This window comes from Pseudomonas sp. C27(2019) (genome assembly GCF_008807395.1).
Lineage (GTDB): Bacteria > Pseudomonadota > Gammaproteobacteria > Pseudomonadales > Pseudomonadaceae > Denitrificimonas.
Map to the genome: position 1 here is coordinate 1,251,785 of NZ_CP043320.1, position 15,197 is coordinate 1,266,981.

General features: G+C 46.1%; 15 protein-coding genes and 1 tRNA gene. 6 read left to right on the top strand and 10 right to left on the bottom strand.

Translation table 11 applies throughout. The features are described from left to right. Positions 1–6 precede the first annotated feature (6 nt). The 5 genes from FXF61_RS05725 to FXF61_RS05745 all read left to right on the top strand — a co-directional run bounded on the left by FXF61_RS05725 (position 7) and on the right by FXF61_RS05745 (position 3,821). A complete protein-coding gene (locus FXF61_RS05725) occupies positions 7–855 on the top strand; it encodes a PHP domain-containing protein (RefSeq protein ID WP_151184363.1) in 849 nt (282 codons plus the stop codon). Between the two features lie 23 nt (positions 856–878). Continuing rightward, positions 879–1,502, top strand: coding sequence for an L-threonylcarbamoyladenylate synthase (locus FXF61_RS05730; RefSeq protein ID WP_151184364.1), 624 nt, complete (start codon positions 879–881; stop codon positions 1,500–1,502). A 12-nt stretch (positions 1,503–1,514) separates the two neighbouring features. Then, the gene (locus FXF61_RS05735) at positions 1,515–2,345 is read left to right on the top strand and encodes a ScpA family protein (protein WP_151184365.1); all 831 of its coding nucleotides are present in this window, start codon (positions 1,515–1,517) and stop codon (positions 2,343–2,345) included. Then, positions 2,332–3,123, top strand: coding sequence for an SMC-Scp complex subunit ScpB (scpB, locus tag FXF61_RS05740; protein ID WP_151184366.1), 792 nt, complete (start codon positions 2,332–2,334; stop codon positions 3,121–3,123). The genes FXF61_RS05735 and scpB overlap by 14 nt, the downstream gene beginning before the upstream one ends. Before the next feature lie 173 nt (positions 3,124–3,296). Continuing rightward, on the top strand, positions 3,297–3,821 hold the full coding sequence (locus FXF61_RS05745; protein WP_151184367.1) for a copper chaperone PCu(A)C: 525 nt from the start codon (positions 3,297–3,299) through the stop codon (positions 3,819–3,821). A gap of 90 nt (positions 3,822–3,911) precedes the next feature. Here the strand turns inward: FXF61_RS05745 and gorA are convergent, their stop codons facing one another. The 3 genes from gorA to FXF61_RS05760 all read right to left on the bottom strand — a co-directional run bounded on the left by gorA (position 3,912) and on the right by FXF61_RS05760 (position 6,955). After that, positions 3,912–5,267, bottom strand: a complete 1,356-nt coding sequence (gene gorA / locus FXF61_RS05750; RefSeq protein WP_151184368.1) for a glutathione-disulfide reductase — start codon at positions 5,265–5,267, stop codon at positions 3,912–3,914. A 43-nt stretch (positions 5,268–5,310) separates the two neighbouring features. Continuing rightward, on the bottom strand, positions 5,311–6,144 hold the full coding sequence (gene galU, locus FXF61_RS05755; protein WP_151184369.1) for a UTP--glucose-1-phosphate uridylyltransferase GalU: 834 nt from the start codon (positions 6,142–6,144) through the stop codon (positions 5,311–5,313). Between the two features lie 142 nt (positions 6,145–6,286). After that, positions 6,287–6,955 (bottom strand): Bax inhibitor-1/YccA family protein, encoded by a 669-nt coding sequence (locus FXF61_RS05760; protein ID WP_151184370.1) that lies wholly within the window; start codon positions 6,953–6,955, stop codon positions 6,287–6,289. 114 nt (positions 6,956–7,069) lie between these two features. Between FXF61_RS05760 and FXF61_RS05765 the strand changes: the two genes are divergently transcribed. After that, a tRNA-Ser gene (locus FXF61_RS05765) sits at positions 7,070–7,157 on the top strand. Positions 7,158–7,432: 275 nt separating this feature from the next. Here FXF61_RS05765 and FXF61_RS05770 read toward each other — a convergent pair. The 7 genes from FXF61_RS05770 to FXF61_RS05800 all read right to left on the bottom strand — a co-directional run bounded on the left by FXF61_RS05770 (position 7,433) and on the right by FXF61_RS05800 (position 15,067). Continuing rightward, a complete protein-coding gene (locus FXF61_RS05770) occupies positions 7,433–9,316 on the bottom strand; it encodes a sensor domain-containing diguanylate cyclase (protein WP_151184371.1) in 1,884 nt (627 codons plus the stop codon). 465 nt (positions 9,317–9,781) lie between these two features. Continuing rightward, positions 9,782–10,144: a hypothetical protein gene (locus tag FXF61_RS05775; RefSeq protein WP_151184372.1), complete on the bottom strand. Its 363-nt coding sequence runs from the start codon at positions 10,142–10,144 to the stop codon at positions 9,782–9,784. A gap of 89 nt (positions 10,145–10,233) precedes the next feature. Then, a complete protein-coding gene (locus FXF61_RS05780) occupies positions 10,234–11,220 on the bottom strand; it encodes a 5'-nucleotidase (RefSeq protein WP_151184373.1) in 987 nt (328 codons plus the stop codon). A 216-nt stretch (positions 11,221–11,436) separates the two neighbouring features. Further along, a complete protein-coding gene (locus FXF61_RS05785) occupies positions 11,437–11,622 on the bottom strand; it encodes a hypothetical protein (protein ID WP_151184374.1) in 186 nt (61 codons plus the stop codon). A gap of 409 nt (positions 11,623–12,031) precedes the next feature. Continuing rightward, positions 12,032–13,330 (bottom strand): OprD family porin, encoded by a 1,299-nt coding sequence (locus FXF61_RS05790; RefSeq protein WP_151184375.1) that lies wholly within the window; start codon positions 13,328–13,330, stop codon positions 12,032–12,034. Between the two features lie 70 nt (positions 13,331–13,400). Beyond that, positions 13,401–14,411, bottom strand: coding sequence for a c-type cytochrome (locus FXF61_RS05795; RefSeq protein ID WP_218571841.1), 1,011 nt, complete (start codon positions 14,409–14,411; stop codon positions 13,401–13,403). Between the two features lie 14 nt (positions 14,412–14,425). Then, entirely contained in the window at positions 14,426–15,067 is a 642-nt protein-coding gene (locus tag FXF61_RS05800; RefSeq protein WP_151184376.1) for a cytochrome c, read from the bottom strand. Positions 15,068–15,197 lie beyond the last annotated feature (130 nt).

A 15,197-nucleotide genomic window follows, 5' to 3' on the forward strand; every position in this document is an offset into this window, starting at 1 on the left:
TTGAACATGGATATAGACCTACATTGTCACAGTACAGCCTCCGATGGTGTCCTAACACCACGCGAGTTGGTCACCCGTGCGCATGAACACGGCGTGAAAATACTCGCATTAACTGATCATGATACTATTGAAGGCATACCTGAAGCACAGCGGACTGCTGATGAATTGGGCATTGAGTTAATCAATGGTATTGAACTGTCCTGTGTTTGGGGGGGCGCGACCATACATATACTCGGTTATGATTTTGCTTTAGATGACCCTGTCATTTTAGAGGTGACCAGCACTCTGCACACGGGACGCTGGTTGCGCGCTGAAGAGATCGCTAGGCGTTTAGCCGCCAAAGGCATCGTCGGCGCATTAGAAGGCGCACAAGCTGTGCAGGCGACTTTGGGCGACAGCTCTAATGCTCCGGCGCGACCACACTTTGCCCAGTTCTTAGTACAAGCAGGCCATGTACGTGATTATGCTGAGGCTTTTCGTAAATGGCTGGGGGCAGGCAAGATCGGTGACGTAAAGCAACACTGGCCTTCTTTCGACGAAACTATGGCAACACTCAATCGAGCGCAAGCCTTAAGCAGCTTGGCACATCTGTATCATTATAAATTTACCAGAACTAAACGGCGCCGTTTAGTGCAAGATTTTGTCAATGCTGGGGGCCATGCACTTGAAGTGGTCAATGGTATGCAGCCCGCGGAGCAGGTGGGTACATTGTCCATTTTAGCTCGCGAATTTGGCTTGAAAGTAACCTCTGGCAGTGACTTTCATTCTCCGCAAGAGTGGACTGAAATCGGACGTTACCGTCCTATTGCGCAGGACTTAACCCCTTTGTTTGTGCAGTCACAGGGATCGATGTAACTTTTAACCATGAGGACATGGCAATGAAATTCTTCCAAATACATGCGGAAAACCCGCAAGACCGTTTAGTTAAACAAGCGGTGGAGGTGATTCGCAAAGGTGGTGTAATTATTTACCCGACCGATTCATCCTACGCACTGGGTTGTCGCTTAGGTGATAAAAGTGCGCTTGACCGTATTCGCCGTATTCGCCTTTTAGATGACAAACACAACTTCACCTTGATGTGTCGCGACCTCTCTGAATTGGGTGTTTTTGCTAAGGTCAATACCGGTGCATTTCGATTATTAAAAGCTTATACACCAGGGCCTTACACTTACATCCTCAACGCAACTCGAGAAGTCCCGCGCATGTTAATGCACCCTAAGCGGCGCACCATTGGCTTGCGTGTGCCTGCTCATCCGATTACTCAGGCGCTACTTGCCGAACTGGGTGAGCCCTTGATGAGCGTTACCTTGATCATGCCGGATGCTGATGAGCCGCTCAGTGATCCCTATGAAATCAGAGAGTTGCTTGAGCATCAGGTTGATTTAATCATTGACGGTGGCTACGGCGGCATTGAAGCCTCTACTGTAGTCAGCTTTGTTGATGAAGAGCCAGTCATCCTGCGTGAAGGTTGTGGCGATCCTGAACCCTTTCGTACTGTCTAACGCACATACAGCATGAACCCGTCAATAGCAACAGATCAGCCAGAGCAGGGCGTAGAGCAACTGCCGCTCGCCTTGATTTATGGCGAAGCACTCAGCACATTACCGGTAGATTTATACATTCCACCGGATGCGCTTGAGGTGATTTTGGAGGCCTTTGAAGGGCCTCTGGATTTGTTGCTGTATCTGATACGCAAGGAAAATATCGATATTCTTGATATTCAAGTTGCGCAAATTACTCAGCAATACATGGCTTATGTTGAGCTGATGAAAGCCGTGCGCCTAGAGCTGGCTGCTGAGTATTTGGTGATGGCGGCCATGTTGGCGGAAATCAAGTCACGCATGCTGCTACCGCGCTCTAAACACAGTAGCGCTGATGATGAAGATGACCCGCGCGCTGAGTTAATTCGTCGACTGCAAGAGTATGAGCGTTTTAAAGCAGTGGCCGAGGATCTCGATGAGATACCGCGAATGGGCCGTGATGTATTTGCCGCGCAAGCTGTTGCGCCTGATGCGCGAGCGCGTCGATTGATGCCTGATGTGGCATTAGAGGAGGTCTTGCTGGCGATGTCTGCGGTATTGCGCCGTGCCGATATGTTTGAAAGCCACCAAATCAGTCGTGAAACGCTATCAACCCGTGAACGCATGAGTATGGTTTTAGAAGCCTTACGCGACGGTGCTTTTGTACCTTTTGCGCGTTTGTTCACCTTAGAAGAAGGGCGTTTGGGTGTGGTTGTTACCTTTATGGCTATTTTAGAACTGGTTAAAGAGTCTCTGATTGAACTGGTGCAAAATGAGCCCTACAGCGAGATCCATGTGCGAGCGAGAACGCATGAATACACTTGATTTTACTGATGCTGAGCATTTTTCCAAAGTGCTTGAAGCCGTGCTATTAGCTGCTGGCAAGCCGTTAAACCTAGAGCGTATTGCGGAGCTATTTGATGACGATGCGCAGCCCAGTCAGCAGCAAATAAAAGATGCTTTGGCTTGTTTATCCAGCTCGCTGCAAGGACGTGCTTATCAATTAAATGAAGTGGCATCCGGTTTTCGCTTGCAAGTGCGTACAGAGTATTCATCATGGGTTGGGCGTTTATGGGAAGAACGGCCACAACGTTATTCGCGCGCTATGTTAGAAACCTTGGCTTTAATTGCATATCGTCAGCCCATTACACGGGGTGAGATTGAAGATGTACGTGGCGTTGCAGTCAGTTCGCACATTATCAAAACCTTACTTGAGCGTGAATGGGTGCGTGTCGTTGGCTATAAAGACGTACCGGGTAAACCAGCGATGCTAGCCACCACCAAAACGTTTTTAGATTACTTCAACTTGCGTGGCTTGGATCAATTGCCAAGTCTCAGTGAACTGAAAGAGTTGCCACCCTCGATAGACGAACTAACAGCGCCTGCACAGCCAGTCGCAGCACAGGCCAGTATTGAGTCAATACCTATAGACGCTGAAGACACTGACAATGATAAACAGGTGAGCTTCAGCTCATTACTGGCTGAGCTTAATAATATGGAGCAAGGCCTCATCACGGATTTTTCTGATCCTGCACTTGATCAGCAGTCATCAATCGATGCGGGCGGCATAGAAGAATCGCAGTCAGTAGACGCTAAAGATTGATCCTTGGGTGTATGTCCATAAATGCCATAATCAATATTATGTTAAATTGACTATATGAAATAACCGCCACGACGATCAGACTGCAGCGTATTGTCACATCCCCCAGTGTTGTCCTGCGTGTTAAATTTGCGAATCTAGATAAATATCAATAACCTCAAAAAGGATCACCTGCTATGCGATTTGCTGCCCTTACTGCCAGTTTTTTTGCATTGACCATGACTGCGGCATTACCTGTTTATGCTGAGAGCGAGCACCAACCTGTTACACAGAGCGTAGAAACACAACAAGCTGGCATTAAGGTGGTCACTGCGTGGTCACGAGAGTTGCCTCCTACTGCTCCAGTTGGCGCTGCGTTTATGCATATTGAAAACCACAGCGACCTGGCCGATAGACTTATCAGCGCAGAGAGCTCAATTGCGCACGTCACTGAGCTGCATGCACACATTCATGAAGGTGATGTGATGCGCATGGTTAAGGTCGATACGATTGATGTCCCCGCGCACGGTCAGCTCACCCTTGAGCCCGGTGGTTACCATGTCATGCTCATTGATTTGAAAAAGCCTTTGATTGCTGGTGAAACGCTGCCGCTGACCCTGCAGTTTGAACATGCAGGACAAATGGATATCACCGTAAATATTAAAAGCAGCGATGCTGGCACATCTGTTGAACAGCATGAAATGGACCACAGTGCTCATTAACAACACTTGTATTGCAGGCTAACTAAAGAGCCACACAGCAAAACGGCGCAGAGTATGCGCCGTTTTTATTTCAGTCACACAATAGCCTGCTTACGCACTGGGTGTGCGCATGGTGACAAATTCTTCAGCAGCTGTTGGGTGGATGCCAATGGTGTCATCAAACACTTGCTTAGTAGCGCCTGCTTTCAACGCCACAGCAATGCCCTGCATCAACTCCCCTGAATCAGGCCCAACCATATGACAACCCAACACACGGTCTGTGGCCTCATCGACAATCAGCTTCATAAAGATGCGTTCTTGTTGATCTGACAGGCTGAGTTTCATAGGTCTAAAGCTGGTTTTAAAAATCTGCACAGCAAAGCCATCTGCCCTTGCCTGCTCTTCGCTTATACCGACAGTGGCAATATTTGGCAGGCTGAACACCGCGGTTGGAATTAAATTGTAATCGACTGGGCGGTACTCTTCTTTGCGGAATAAGCGTCGCGCTACCGCCATGCCTTCAGCTAAGGCCACTGGCGTCAATTGCATACCGCCGGTGACATCACCAATGGCTAAAATGCTGCTTTCTGAGGTTTGATACAGTTCATCAACAGCGATATTACCTCGCTCGTCTAGCTTAACATTGACGTTTTCTAGGCCGAGATTATCCAGCATTGGGCGGCGGCCGGTGGCGTAGAAAATGCAATCAACTTCAGTTGTTTGACCGTCTTTGAAAGTGATGAGTAAGCTGTCATCTGCATTTTTATCAATACGTTGCACGTCACAATTAAAGCGCAGTGTCATATCTGTTTTCAACAGCTCTTGATGCAAGTGTTCACGCACATCTTGGTCAAAACCGCGTAAAAACAAATCACCGCGATACGCCAACTGTGTCTCTGAACCTAATCCTTCAAATACTGAAGCAAACTCAACAGCAATATAGCCACCACCAATTACCAGCACGCGCTTGGGTTGTTCTTTTAGGAAGAAAACTTGGTTGGAGTCTGTGGCGTGCTCACGGCCTGGGATATCTGGAATCTGTGGCCAGCCGCCGACTGCAATAAGGATATGCTCGGCTGTGTACTGCGTGCCCTCTACGTCCACGGTATGTGCATCAACCAGTTTGGCATGGCCATTAAGCAAGTTGACACCGCTGTTCACCAGTAACTTTTCATAGATACCGTTGAGGCGTTCAATTTCAGTGTTTTTGTTGTTAATTAAGGTGGTCCAGTCGAAACCCTTAGCTTCAACATCCCAGCCAAAGCTGCGGCTGAGTTTAAATTCATCGTGGTAATGCGCGGCATACACCATCAGCTTTTTCGGCACACAACCGACGTTGACACAGGTGCCGCCCAAATAACGGCTTTCGGCAACAGCAACTTTTGCACCATAGGATGCGGCGGAACGGGCGGCGCGTACACCACCTGAACCTGCACCAATGACAAACAAATCAAAATCATAGGACATACACTATTCTCCAGTTCAGGTGGTTATGATATTGAGCCAAAAACTATTGACCCTTGTTATACAGGTTTTCGTAACAGAAATTGGTGGCTTCAATGTAACCTTCAACACTACCACAATCAAAACGCTGGCCTTTAAATTTATAAGCGAGAACGCAGCCATCTTGTGCTTGCTTCATCAAAGCATCGGTAATTTGAATTTCACCGCCCTTGCCAGGTTCAGTTTGCGCGATTAAATCAAAAATATCGGGTGTTAAAATATAGCGACCAATAATGGCAAGGTTAGATGGCGCATCTTCAGGTTTAGGCTTTTCAACCATGGAGTGCACACGGTAAATATCTTCGCGGATCATCTCACCGGCAATGACACCATATTTAGCGGTGTCTTCCATCGGCACTTCTTGGATCGCGACAATCGAGCAACGGAACTGCTTGTACAGTTTAATCATCTGCTGCAAGACGCCATCGCCTTCAGTATTAATGCACAGGTCATCGGCCAGCACCACAGCAAAGGCTTCATCACCAATCAGTGTGCGCCCTGTCAGTATGGCATGCCCTAGCCCTTTCATTTGAATTTGTCGGGTATAGGAAAATGTGCAGCCATCAATTAGATTGCGCACGCCCTTTAGATACTCTTCTTTGTCAGTACCTAGAATCTGCTGCTCCATTTCATAGCTGATATCAAAATGATCTTCGATAGCGCGCTTGTTGCGGCCAGTAACAATGGCAATCTCTTTAAGACCTGCTTCTAGTGCTTCCTCTACACCATACTGGATCAGTGGTTTATTAACGATGGGGAGCATTTCTTTAGGCATGGCTTTTGTGGCAGGTAAAAAACGTGTGCCGTAACCCGCAGCAGGAAATAAGCATTTTTTAATCATGGCCAATCCTTGTGTAATCGCTGTGCATGCTTAACATGCTGTTAGATATCGTCATCAATAAGTAAAAAGCACAATTGAGACTATAAAAAAGGCTCTATTATAAGCCAATAGAGCCTTTGCCTGAACATGAAGCTATAGGCAACTAGTCGTTGCTAGCAACACCTAAGATGTGCAGTAAGCTTAAGAACAAGTTGTAGATTGATACATATAGGCTGATTGTCGCCATGATGTAGTTGCGCTCACCGCCATTAATAATGGCGCTGGTTTGGAACAAGATCACAGCAGAAGAAAACAGCACAAAACCTGCACTAATGGCCAGCTGTAAGCCTGAGATATCAAAAATAAAGCTTGCAATGATTGCTGCCAGCAATACAAAAAAACCGACAGTGATAAAACCATTTAAAAAACTCATATCTTTGCGTGTAATCAGCACGTATGCCGATAAGCCAGCAAATACGAATGCGGTCATTGCGAAAGCTGAGCTGATAACACTGGCGCCATTGGGCATGCCCATGTACATATTTAAGATAGGACCAAGGGTGTAACCCATGAAGCCTGTTAGCGCGAATGTGGTAAGCAAGCCCCAGCCGGAATTACGCAGTCTCATGGTTAGAAAAAATAAACCGTAGAAACCGACTAACGTCAGCATGATGCCGGGGTGCGGCATATTCATTTGCTGTGAGATATAGGCAACCAAACCACTGAACGCTAATGTCAGTGCAAGCAGTCCATAGGTGTTGCGTAAAATGGCACTGCTTTCTGACCTTATGGCAGTGGATTGCTCGTACGAGTAATTCTGTGGTTCACGCATGGTTAAACTCCTAATAAAAGTATGCTGCGCGCCATCATAACAATAATTTCCAGACATTTGCTTAAAATCGTTTGACAGGAAAAAATATTCCGCTATTATGAGCCGCGTTGAAAGGGAGGAGTGGCCGAGTGGTTGAAGGCAACGGTCTTGAAAACCGTCGATGGGCGACTATCCGTGAGTTCGAATCTCACCTCCTCCGCCATTTTTGATAAGAAACGACTCGCTTGAGTCGTTTTTTTTCGCCTGCAGAAAACCTACCGAGAGCTTAACCTTCGCAAAATCAATGGTTTGCCGCTAGATTGCTGGGCAGGCGTGAGTTTTAGAGCTTTTGCGGCGGCCGCGGTGATTGTGCCGTTTTCTGTGCCATGACTGTGCCAAGATTAATATTCTAATAATGACCGATGGCTAAGCGAGCCTGTTTATTGATTAAATCCAGCAATATCTTTTTTGTATCAGCAAGCTTGCGGCTTAACGTGTTTATTCGAGTAATGCATCAACTGCATCCGTAGCCGTATGCTCGATACAACAGACGCGGTTACGCCCTGCGTTTTTGGCTCGATAGAGCGCTTGGTCAGCTTGGTTTTGTACACCGCTTATATCTTGCTGGTAAAGCGAAGCTATACCAATGCTGACCGTCACGTAGATGGTTTTTGTCGGCAGAGTCGTTGGTGTTGCAGCGATGTTTTTGCGAAGACGCTCAGCCAGTTCTATAGCGTGTTGTACGGTTACTTTGGGCAGCAATACTGCAAACTCTTCGCCGCCTATGCGTCCACTAAAGTCATCTTTGCGCAGGGTGTCACGAATAGCCTGGGTGATGTTTTGTATGACTAAGTCGCCTGCAAGGTGGCCGTATGTATCGTTGACCCTTTTAAAATGATCAATATCGAGTAGCAGCAGCGCTCCTGGCGTGTGTTGTCGAGTGAGCAACAGTTGCTGCTGAAGAATTTCCAAAAAGCTTCGTCGATTGTGCAAGCCAGTTAATGCATCGATGGTTGCTAAGATCATCAACTCTTGTTTTTTTTGTTTGTGCAAACTGACATCATGAATAAACCATACGTGGCCTAAATAGCGTTGACCGCGCTGAATCGGCACCCAATCAATTCGGTAAGAGCGCCCTGTCACTTCGTCGTCCACTTCTTCAGTTGTTTGCTTTTGCTTCAGGGTGCTCGATGGTAGCTGTAACCAAGCAGCTTGCTCTTGGTTAAGCATTTCCAGCAGTTGCTCATGCCTTAAGCCGATCAGGCTCTGCGGCTTAACATCAAGATTAAACAACGAGCAAAGTTGCTCGTTGACTGAGACAATCACATTGCTTTCATTTTCCAATAAAACTGCAGCTGGAACACGGTCAAGTAGCGTAGCTAAGCGCTCTTTGCTTTGCAGTAAGGATCTATTTTGCTTCGCTTTAGTAAAAACCAAGTTGCTAATCCATAATGCAGCAAGGATTAATAAGACGGTAGCGATAAAGTTTTGTGTTCTGCTGTGCTTAATTGCCAATAATACTGGCGTTAGAACTTTTTCTTTAGATAGGCCCAAACTTAAGACGACTGGAAAGCCGGGTATGCGATGCCAAGCATAAATGCGTTCCACACCATCAATGGGGGATGCTAAATTATAATGACCTTTATGTTTATCTGGCTGTTGAGTAAACTCGCGCTCCGCCGGTGTTTTTTCACCTAGAGTTTCATCGAGCCCATGAGTACGAGCAAGGTATTGACCGTCATCTAAAGCAAGCAATACAACATCATTCTGCTCGGAGTAGACAAGCTTAAAAGCCTCAGCAAGATGCTCTGAAGCTACAGAAGCAACAATAACCCCAAGAAACGTATTGTTTTTAACAATTTTATAGCTAAATTGCACGGTCCAGCGCTGAGTGAGAGTGTTACGCTCTGGCCGACTGATCAAAAAATTGTGCGCACCTGGCTGTGCAAGCTTTTTAAAATAGTCACGGTCAGCAATAGATAATCTTCGCAGTGATGGATCCTGATCCTGCTGTGCATTGCTTTCAAATAGCACATGACCATCGGTGTCAGCCACAATCAAGACATCCAGCGCCTCGGTAAAGATGCCCTGCTGTGCAAGATCAATCAGTTTGCGAAAAACAACCTCATCATGATCGAGCCAGTGCTGGGCTAAATGTTCAAGCACAAAGTCAATGCTCATCAGTTGGGCGCGCACTTGCATACTTAAAGCGTGAGCTGTTTGACCGGCACGCAGTTGAGCGTGCTTTTCTGCTTCAACAAGCTGATTGTGATGAGAGGCATCTAGGCGCAGCCAGTACACTAGTAAAAGCACTAAAAACGCTAACCAAGTTAAAGCTAGGCGTATCCAGAGTCGATGGCGTGAAATTGTGCTCGTTAACATGTTAAAGCTCGTATAAAGCAGGCACAGTAAGCAACCACCTTGCTTAACTGGATCGTTAACGGCAAGGATTCATTTGTCGGATTGACTTGAGCGCCCTAATAAGAAATATGGCGTTGTTATTATTGTAAAATACTTGAGTAACAACTGTTTCTTTAAAACTTTAACATCTGCTTTTTTAGATTTCGTCCACTTATTAAGTAGGGTTTCTCTATAGCATAAAGACTGTGTCATGCTTTATCGCTGTTGATGAAAACTCAACATGCGTGAAGTAAATGCCAGTACGCGTAGCAATGGCTAGTGCAAGTGCTTTTAGCACAGGACACGCCAATGATTCGCCCAGTACTCTGATTACTTGATGCAATGGGTGATAGCATGACTTAAGTTTTAAGTTAATGTGCGGATGCGTCTGCTAATTAGCGCTTAAAGCGTTAGGTTCAAGAACCAAGCGACTGACAGCTTGTGTGCTTAACGTTGCAGCGGCAAAGGTTGATGACGCTCTGGATAAGTGCGGTTGGCACAAAAACTGCGAACCTCGCCGCCAGCAAAGTGTGCTTCAACGTTATAGCCCTTATTAAGCGGGTGATTAAGCGCCACTAAGCGTTTTTCGCCAGGTTTGATTTGCACTATTAAGATGTTTGATTGGGTTAAGCCAAAGCCGAACTCAAAACGAACAGACTCAAGCATCACGCTGTCGGTGTTGTGCACAGTTACATACAAAATATCGGCGTCTTGGTGGTCAGCAAATAGCAGCCAGCCAACAGCTAGGCCTAAAATAAAAAACAGTGTTCTGAGTGAGCGCAACGCATCGATAAGGCGGTCAATCCACATAATAAGCCCCGCTTAAAGTTTTAAGTTAGAGTTATCATACACTTTATACTTTTAATAAAGTGTTTTCTTCTGATGCAAAAGGCTAATCGCTATGCGCCCTGCTCGTCTTGCTTATTGCCACTGAGTGTTTGGCCGTCTATTACAGGGCGCTCAATATTGGCGATGCCGAAAGGAATATGCACTGAAGGTAAGCGCGCTGATGATGGCTTCAGGTGCAGCTTTTGATCATCAAAGAAAATATGCGGCTGCATCACATCCAATACTTTAGCTTTCTCCACGCCGCCCATAAAAAAAGCTTCATTAACCGTGATACCCCAATGGCGCATGGTGTTTATCACCCGTTTATGCGCAGGTGCATTGCGTGCGGTCACGATAGAAACACGTAGAATAGGCTCATAGTTGGGTTGATTTAGGCGTTTATCTTGCTCAAGCTGTTGGATTTGCGCAATACGTTCTAAGAAAGCTTTGAGTGGGCCTGGCGTATGTGGAATATCTTGGCGGGAGGTTTCATGCTGGTGAAAATCACCCAAACTTTGGGTCTCTTTATAAACTGTTTCTGCTTCGTCATCGACTAAGACGCCGTCAAAGTCGAAAGCAATACGTAACTGTGTATCGCTGCTGTCATCTTCTATCATGCCTTTTAGTATTTGCCCTGCTGGGTAGCCAGCAGTTACTGCGCTTCTGACATCCTCAGCATTGGCTGATAAAAACAATTCAATATCAAAAGCAGGGATATAAGGGTGTGGTGATTGCCCTTGCATAAACACGGCGCGTGTAATGGGTAGCTGATAATGCTGAATAGAGTTCATCACGCGCAACCCTGTATCAGGATCATTGCGAGACAAGAGTATGACTTCAACCGGCGGATCATCTGGGCTGAGTTGATTGAGGGAAAGAAGCCGTCGTATAAACGGAAAAGCAACACCGCGCTCAAGCGCTAGATCTTGATTATCTCGCTGATAATCACGATAGCTTTGTTCACCCTGTGTTTTAAACACATGATCTGATTCTGATAAATCAAATAAAGCGCTGGATGCCAGTCCAATCACTAAACGCTTACTCAAATCAAAAGCCATACATCACCTGAAATAGTTATTCGCAGAGACTGCGCTTACAGTACTAAGCTCTCGCCCCACGCTGATTGCCATTTTAATAAACTATAGCAGGCTGTTTAGGATGTTTTACTGTCTATTTAACACGCCGGAGGGAATGATTGCGTAACCTGGCTGCAGTATCAGTGTCGTTTAACATCTTAATTGCGCCCACTGCATGTGGGCGCAATCGATTTAACTCTAGGCGCTCGCTGAGATGCTACAGTCATGATCAGCTAAAGTGTTCCAAGCTTCGACAACCAGTCGATTCTCTAAACCCATGGCTGCATGATTAGATTGCTCTGCCGCTTGTATCGTTTGGCTGAGTGCATTGATTTGCGCTGTAACGTAGCGCCCCATTTTTTTGAATACTTTTAGATTATCCATATCATTACCCTTTTTTATAATGTTTATTCAGCAAAAGCTGTAAAGTCTCCCGAAGACGAGACATAGCAATACAATTGCTAATCATAAAAGCAGGTGGTTTGCAGAAATAAAGCAATACTGAAATGTTACTTCAGTAGTGAACCAAGTTTCATTGCGAAAACGTTGGTATAGCATTTTGGATTATGCGCGAGCAGTTGCTCTGAGGCGTACCGGTGATGTCTTTCTCTGTACCACGCCACTCAATCAAATAGTCGTTTGAGTCGGGATAGGCGTATAAATATACAGTAATAGTCTTTAAATAGCAAGTAGCATGCCAATCAATCTTTATCAGCAACAAAGAAAAACGTTGCACGCAGTGGGTTATCTGCGCGCAACGTTGCCTATTTAAACCACTGCAGCTATCGGGGCATTATAGCAAAGGCAAGGTATAGGCTAAGATCACACGGTTGTCATCCAAATCCTTGAAGATATTTGAACGAACAGTTGAGTTTCTCCAGCGTACATTAAAGTTTTTCAATGCACCTGTTTGGAATGCGTAAGAAATATCGAAGTCACGCTCCCACTCACGACCCTCTTTACCGCCACCTAAGTTTGCACCAGTACCTTTAACGTAACGGTTAAACACGGTTAGACCAGGAATGCCTAAGCCGGCAAAGTTATAGTCATGGCGCACTTGCCAAGACTTTTCATCTTTAGCGCCAAACTCACGGTTGGCTAAAAAGTTAACCAAGAACGGGTCTGTGCCTTGGATGTATGCGTAGCCGGTATCACCAGTCATTTTCTGATAACCCAAGCCCAGCTTATTAAAGCCGAAGTTGTAGGTCACCATACCGGAGAAGGCTTTGTTATCAACGCGAATATCACCATCGCTGGTCGAGCGTGAAACGCGCAGGTCGGTTTTTAATGAACGCTGATCGCCTAGCGGCAACATATGCACAGCAGTGAGGATGTGCTGCTTATACATGTCTTGTAAGCGGCCAAAGTTATAGCCGGTTGTTAGCGAGTCATTCCACTTATAATCCAGGCTGGCTAGATCAAAAGAATTACTTGTGTAATTGCCTCTGTTGCTGCCAGTAATATTTTTCGCGCCTTTCTTGTCATAAAGACGCTTGCCAACGACGTTCATTTCCATGCGCTCAGTATTGGTCGAGTTACGGTAGTTAACGCGATCAATATGGCCTAAACGAGCAGTTAAGCCGCTAATTTCATTGGAGGTTAGCATGCCACCGGTGAACATTTGCGGTAACAAGCGACCTTCTAAGTTGGCTTGGATTAAAGGCAAGCGAGGTCTTAAGGTGCCAACTTGCAAGACTGTTTCAGACAGCTTTGCTTTAGCCGTGCCACCGAGCTTGCCAAAGTTATCAACGGACTTGCCATTGCTACGCTGCGGGAACGAGTCAGGGCTGCGGTTTGGTCCAGAATCAAGCTTGATACCTGCAGCAGCATAGATATCTACACCAAAACCGATGGTGCCTTCAGTGAAGCCAGATTTGTAATCTAGAATAATGGCTTGTGACCACTCTTCTTTTGTTTTTGTAGCATCTGTACTTGCACCGCTACGCGTATCCTGATTCATATACAGGTTACGTAAACCTAAGGTTGCGGTGCTGTCATTGATAAAATCAGCTGTGGCCAGTGACGGTGCAGCCAAAAAAATACTGCCAGCAGTTGCTAAAGTAATAGCGCGTGCTAATGGTGAAAAAATCATTGAGGACTCCTGTTTATTAATATACAAATGTGGCTTATAGCAAGCCTCACCTTTTAAATGTTAGGTGTGCTTAGTCCGCAGTGTAAGTACGCGGACGCAAAACATCAGGTTTCAAAAAGTCTTTCTCACCAACGTTGTCATGATCACCTAGCAAGCGGCCTTCTACTTCTAAACCGTAATTGGTATGGGTATGGAAAGACTCTAAGTACTTCTTGCGTGTTTCTTTTACATTACCAGTATAGCGCGGATCTTGCGGTCGTTCTTGGCTGTTAATATAGTAAGCGACATCCCACGCGTCTTGATCGCTCAGGCTATTAGGGCGGCCTAAAGGCATATTGTGTTTAATAAAAGATGACAGCGTAAAAAGGCGTGAAATGCCAGCCCCCCAGTTATAAGAGCTGTCGCCCCAAACTGCGGGGAAAACGACCTGATCACGCTCTACTAGGCCACCACCATCTTCGGAATGACAGAGACTGCAATTATCAGCATAGACCTTGGCGCCGCGCGCATAGTCCATTTTTTGTGCAGGCTCATCAAGCTTTGGATAGCCTCGACCATACATATTGCCACCGGGCTGATAAATAGGAACACCTTTAGCAAGCCATTGATGATAGGCCGCTAAAGCTACCATGTCGTCACTGCCATACTCAGGTGGCTTACCGTTCATGGAGAAGCTAAAGCAGCCGGAAATACGTTCTTCTAAGTTGTTTACATGGTCATTTTTAGGCCGATAGTTTGGCAGTACTACCGCTGCTGGCCAAACTGGACCTGCAAAAGGCAGGCGCCCTTCACCCATATGGCAACTGCTGCAGTTCATGCTGTTAAAAACGTTTTTACCACGCAGTTGTTGCGTGTTCATAAACAAGTCATGACCGCGACGAATAACTCGCTTTAGCTCAGGATGAAAATCTGTTTCTTCCAAATCAGCCATAGTTGGCGGCACATGGACAAACTGCCCTTCTTTGACTTCAGGATTATTTACAGGAAAGCGTGGCTCATCGGCTTGCACAGTAAGGCTCAACAGGCTTGCTGCAATAGCGGCGGTTAAACGACCTAAGAGGAATTTTTTTGAATGCATCATTGATCTTCTCCCTATCACTTCGCAGGCTGGCGTGAAAGCCACTGAGATACAGCACGAATATCCTGCTCATTTAGGCGCTCAGCAATGGCGAGCATTAAATGTTGCGGATCGTTATTGCGCTTACCTGACTGCCAAGCGTGGAGTTGGTCGGCAATATAGCCGGCATGCTGGCCTGCCAATCTTGGAAATGATTTACCTGCCCCTAAATTGTCTGGGCCATGGCAGCTACTGCAGGGCACGATATAGCGATCCCAATCACCTTCAGTTGCGAGTTTTTTTCCGTGTGCCAGTTCTTCCTCTGTCGCTTCTGGATCAAATGCCCCTTGCTTGGCGGGTAGCTGGCTGTAGTACACAGCTACATCCTTGTACTGCTGGTCATCAAGCATCGAAAGAAACGGCATCATGGTCGGGCTGTTACGCGACTGATCAACAACATCTATCTTTTGTTTGTACAAATACTCAGCATTTAAACCAGCGATGCTCGGCCATGATTCGCCACCGGGTATATTCATGCCTGAACCATCGCTTTGGTGGCAGGCCACACACATTGCAGCTGCTTGCTCCCCTGCTTCAGCATCTCCATCTAACGCATAAGCCGATGTTATTGCTAAGCATAACGATGCGGCAGTTAGAGTCATACGATGAAATATATTCATTCTCACCTCTGTCCCTTTTCGGCTCTAATAAGTAAACACATCAAATATTATTGATTATTGTCAAATGTATACTAGGCTGTCTTGTTTTGTAAGGTGATGACCTAAATCAATGGCTTTAAAGGGGTTTTTA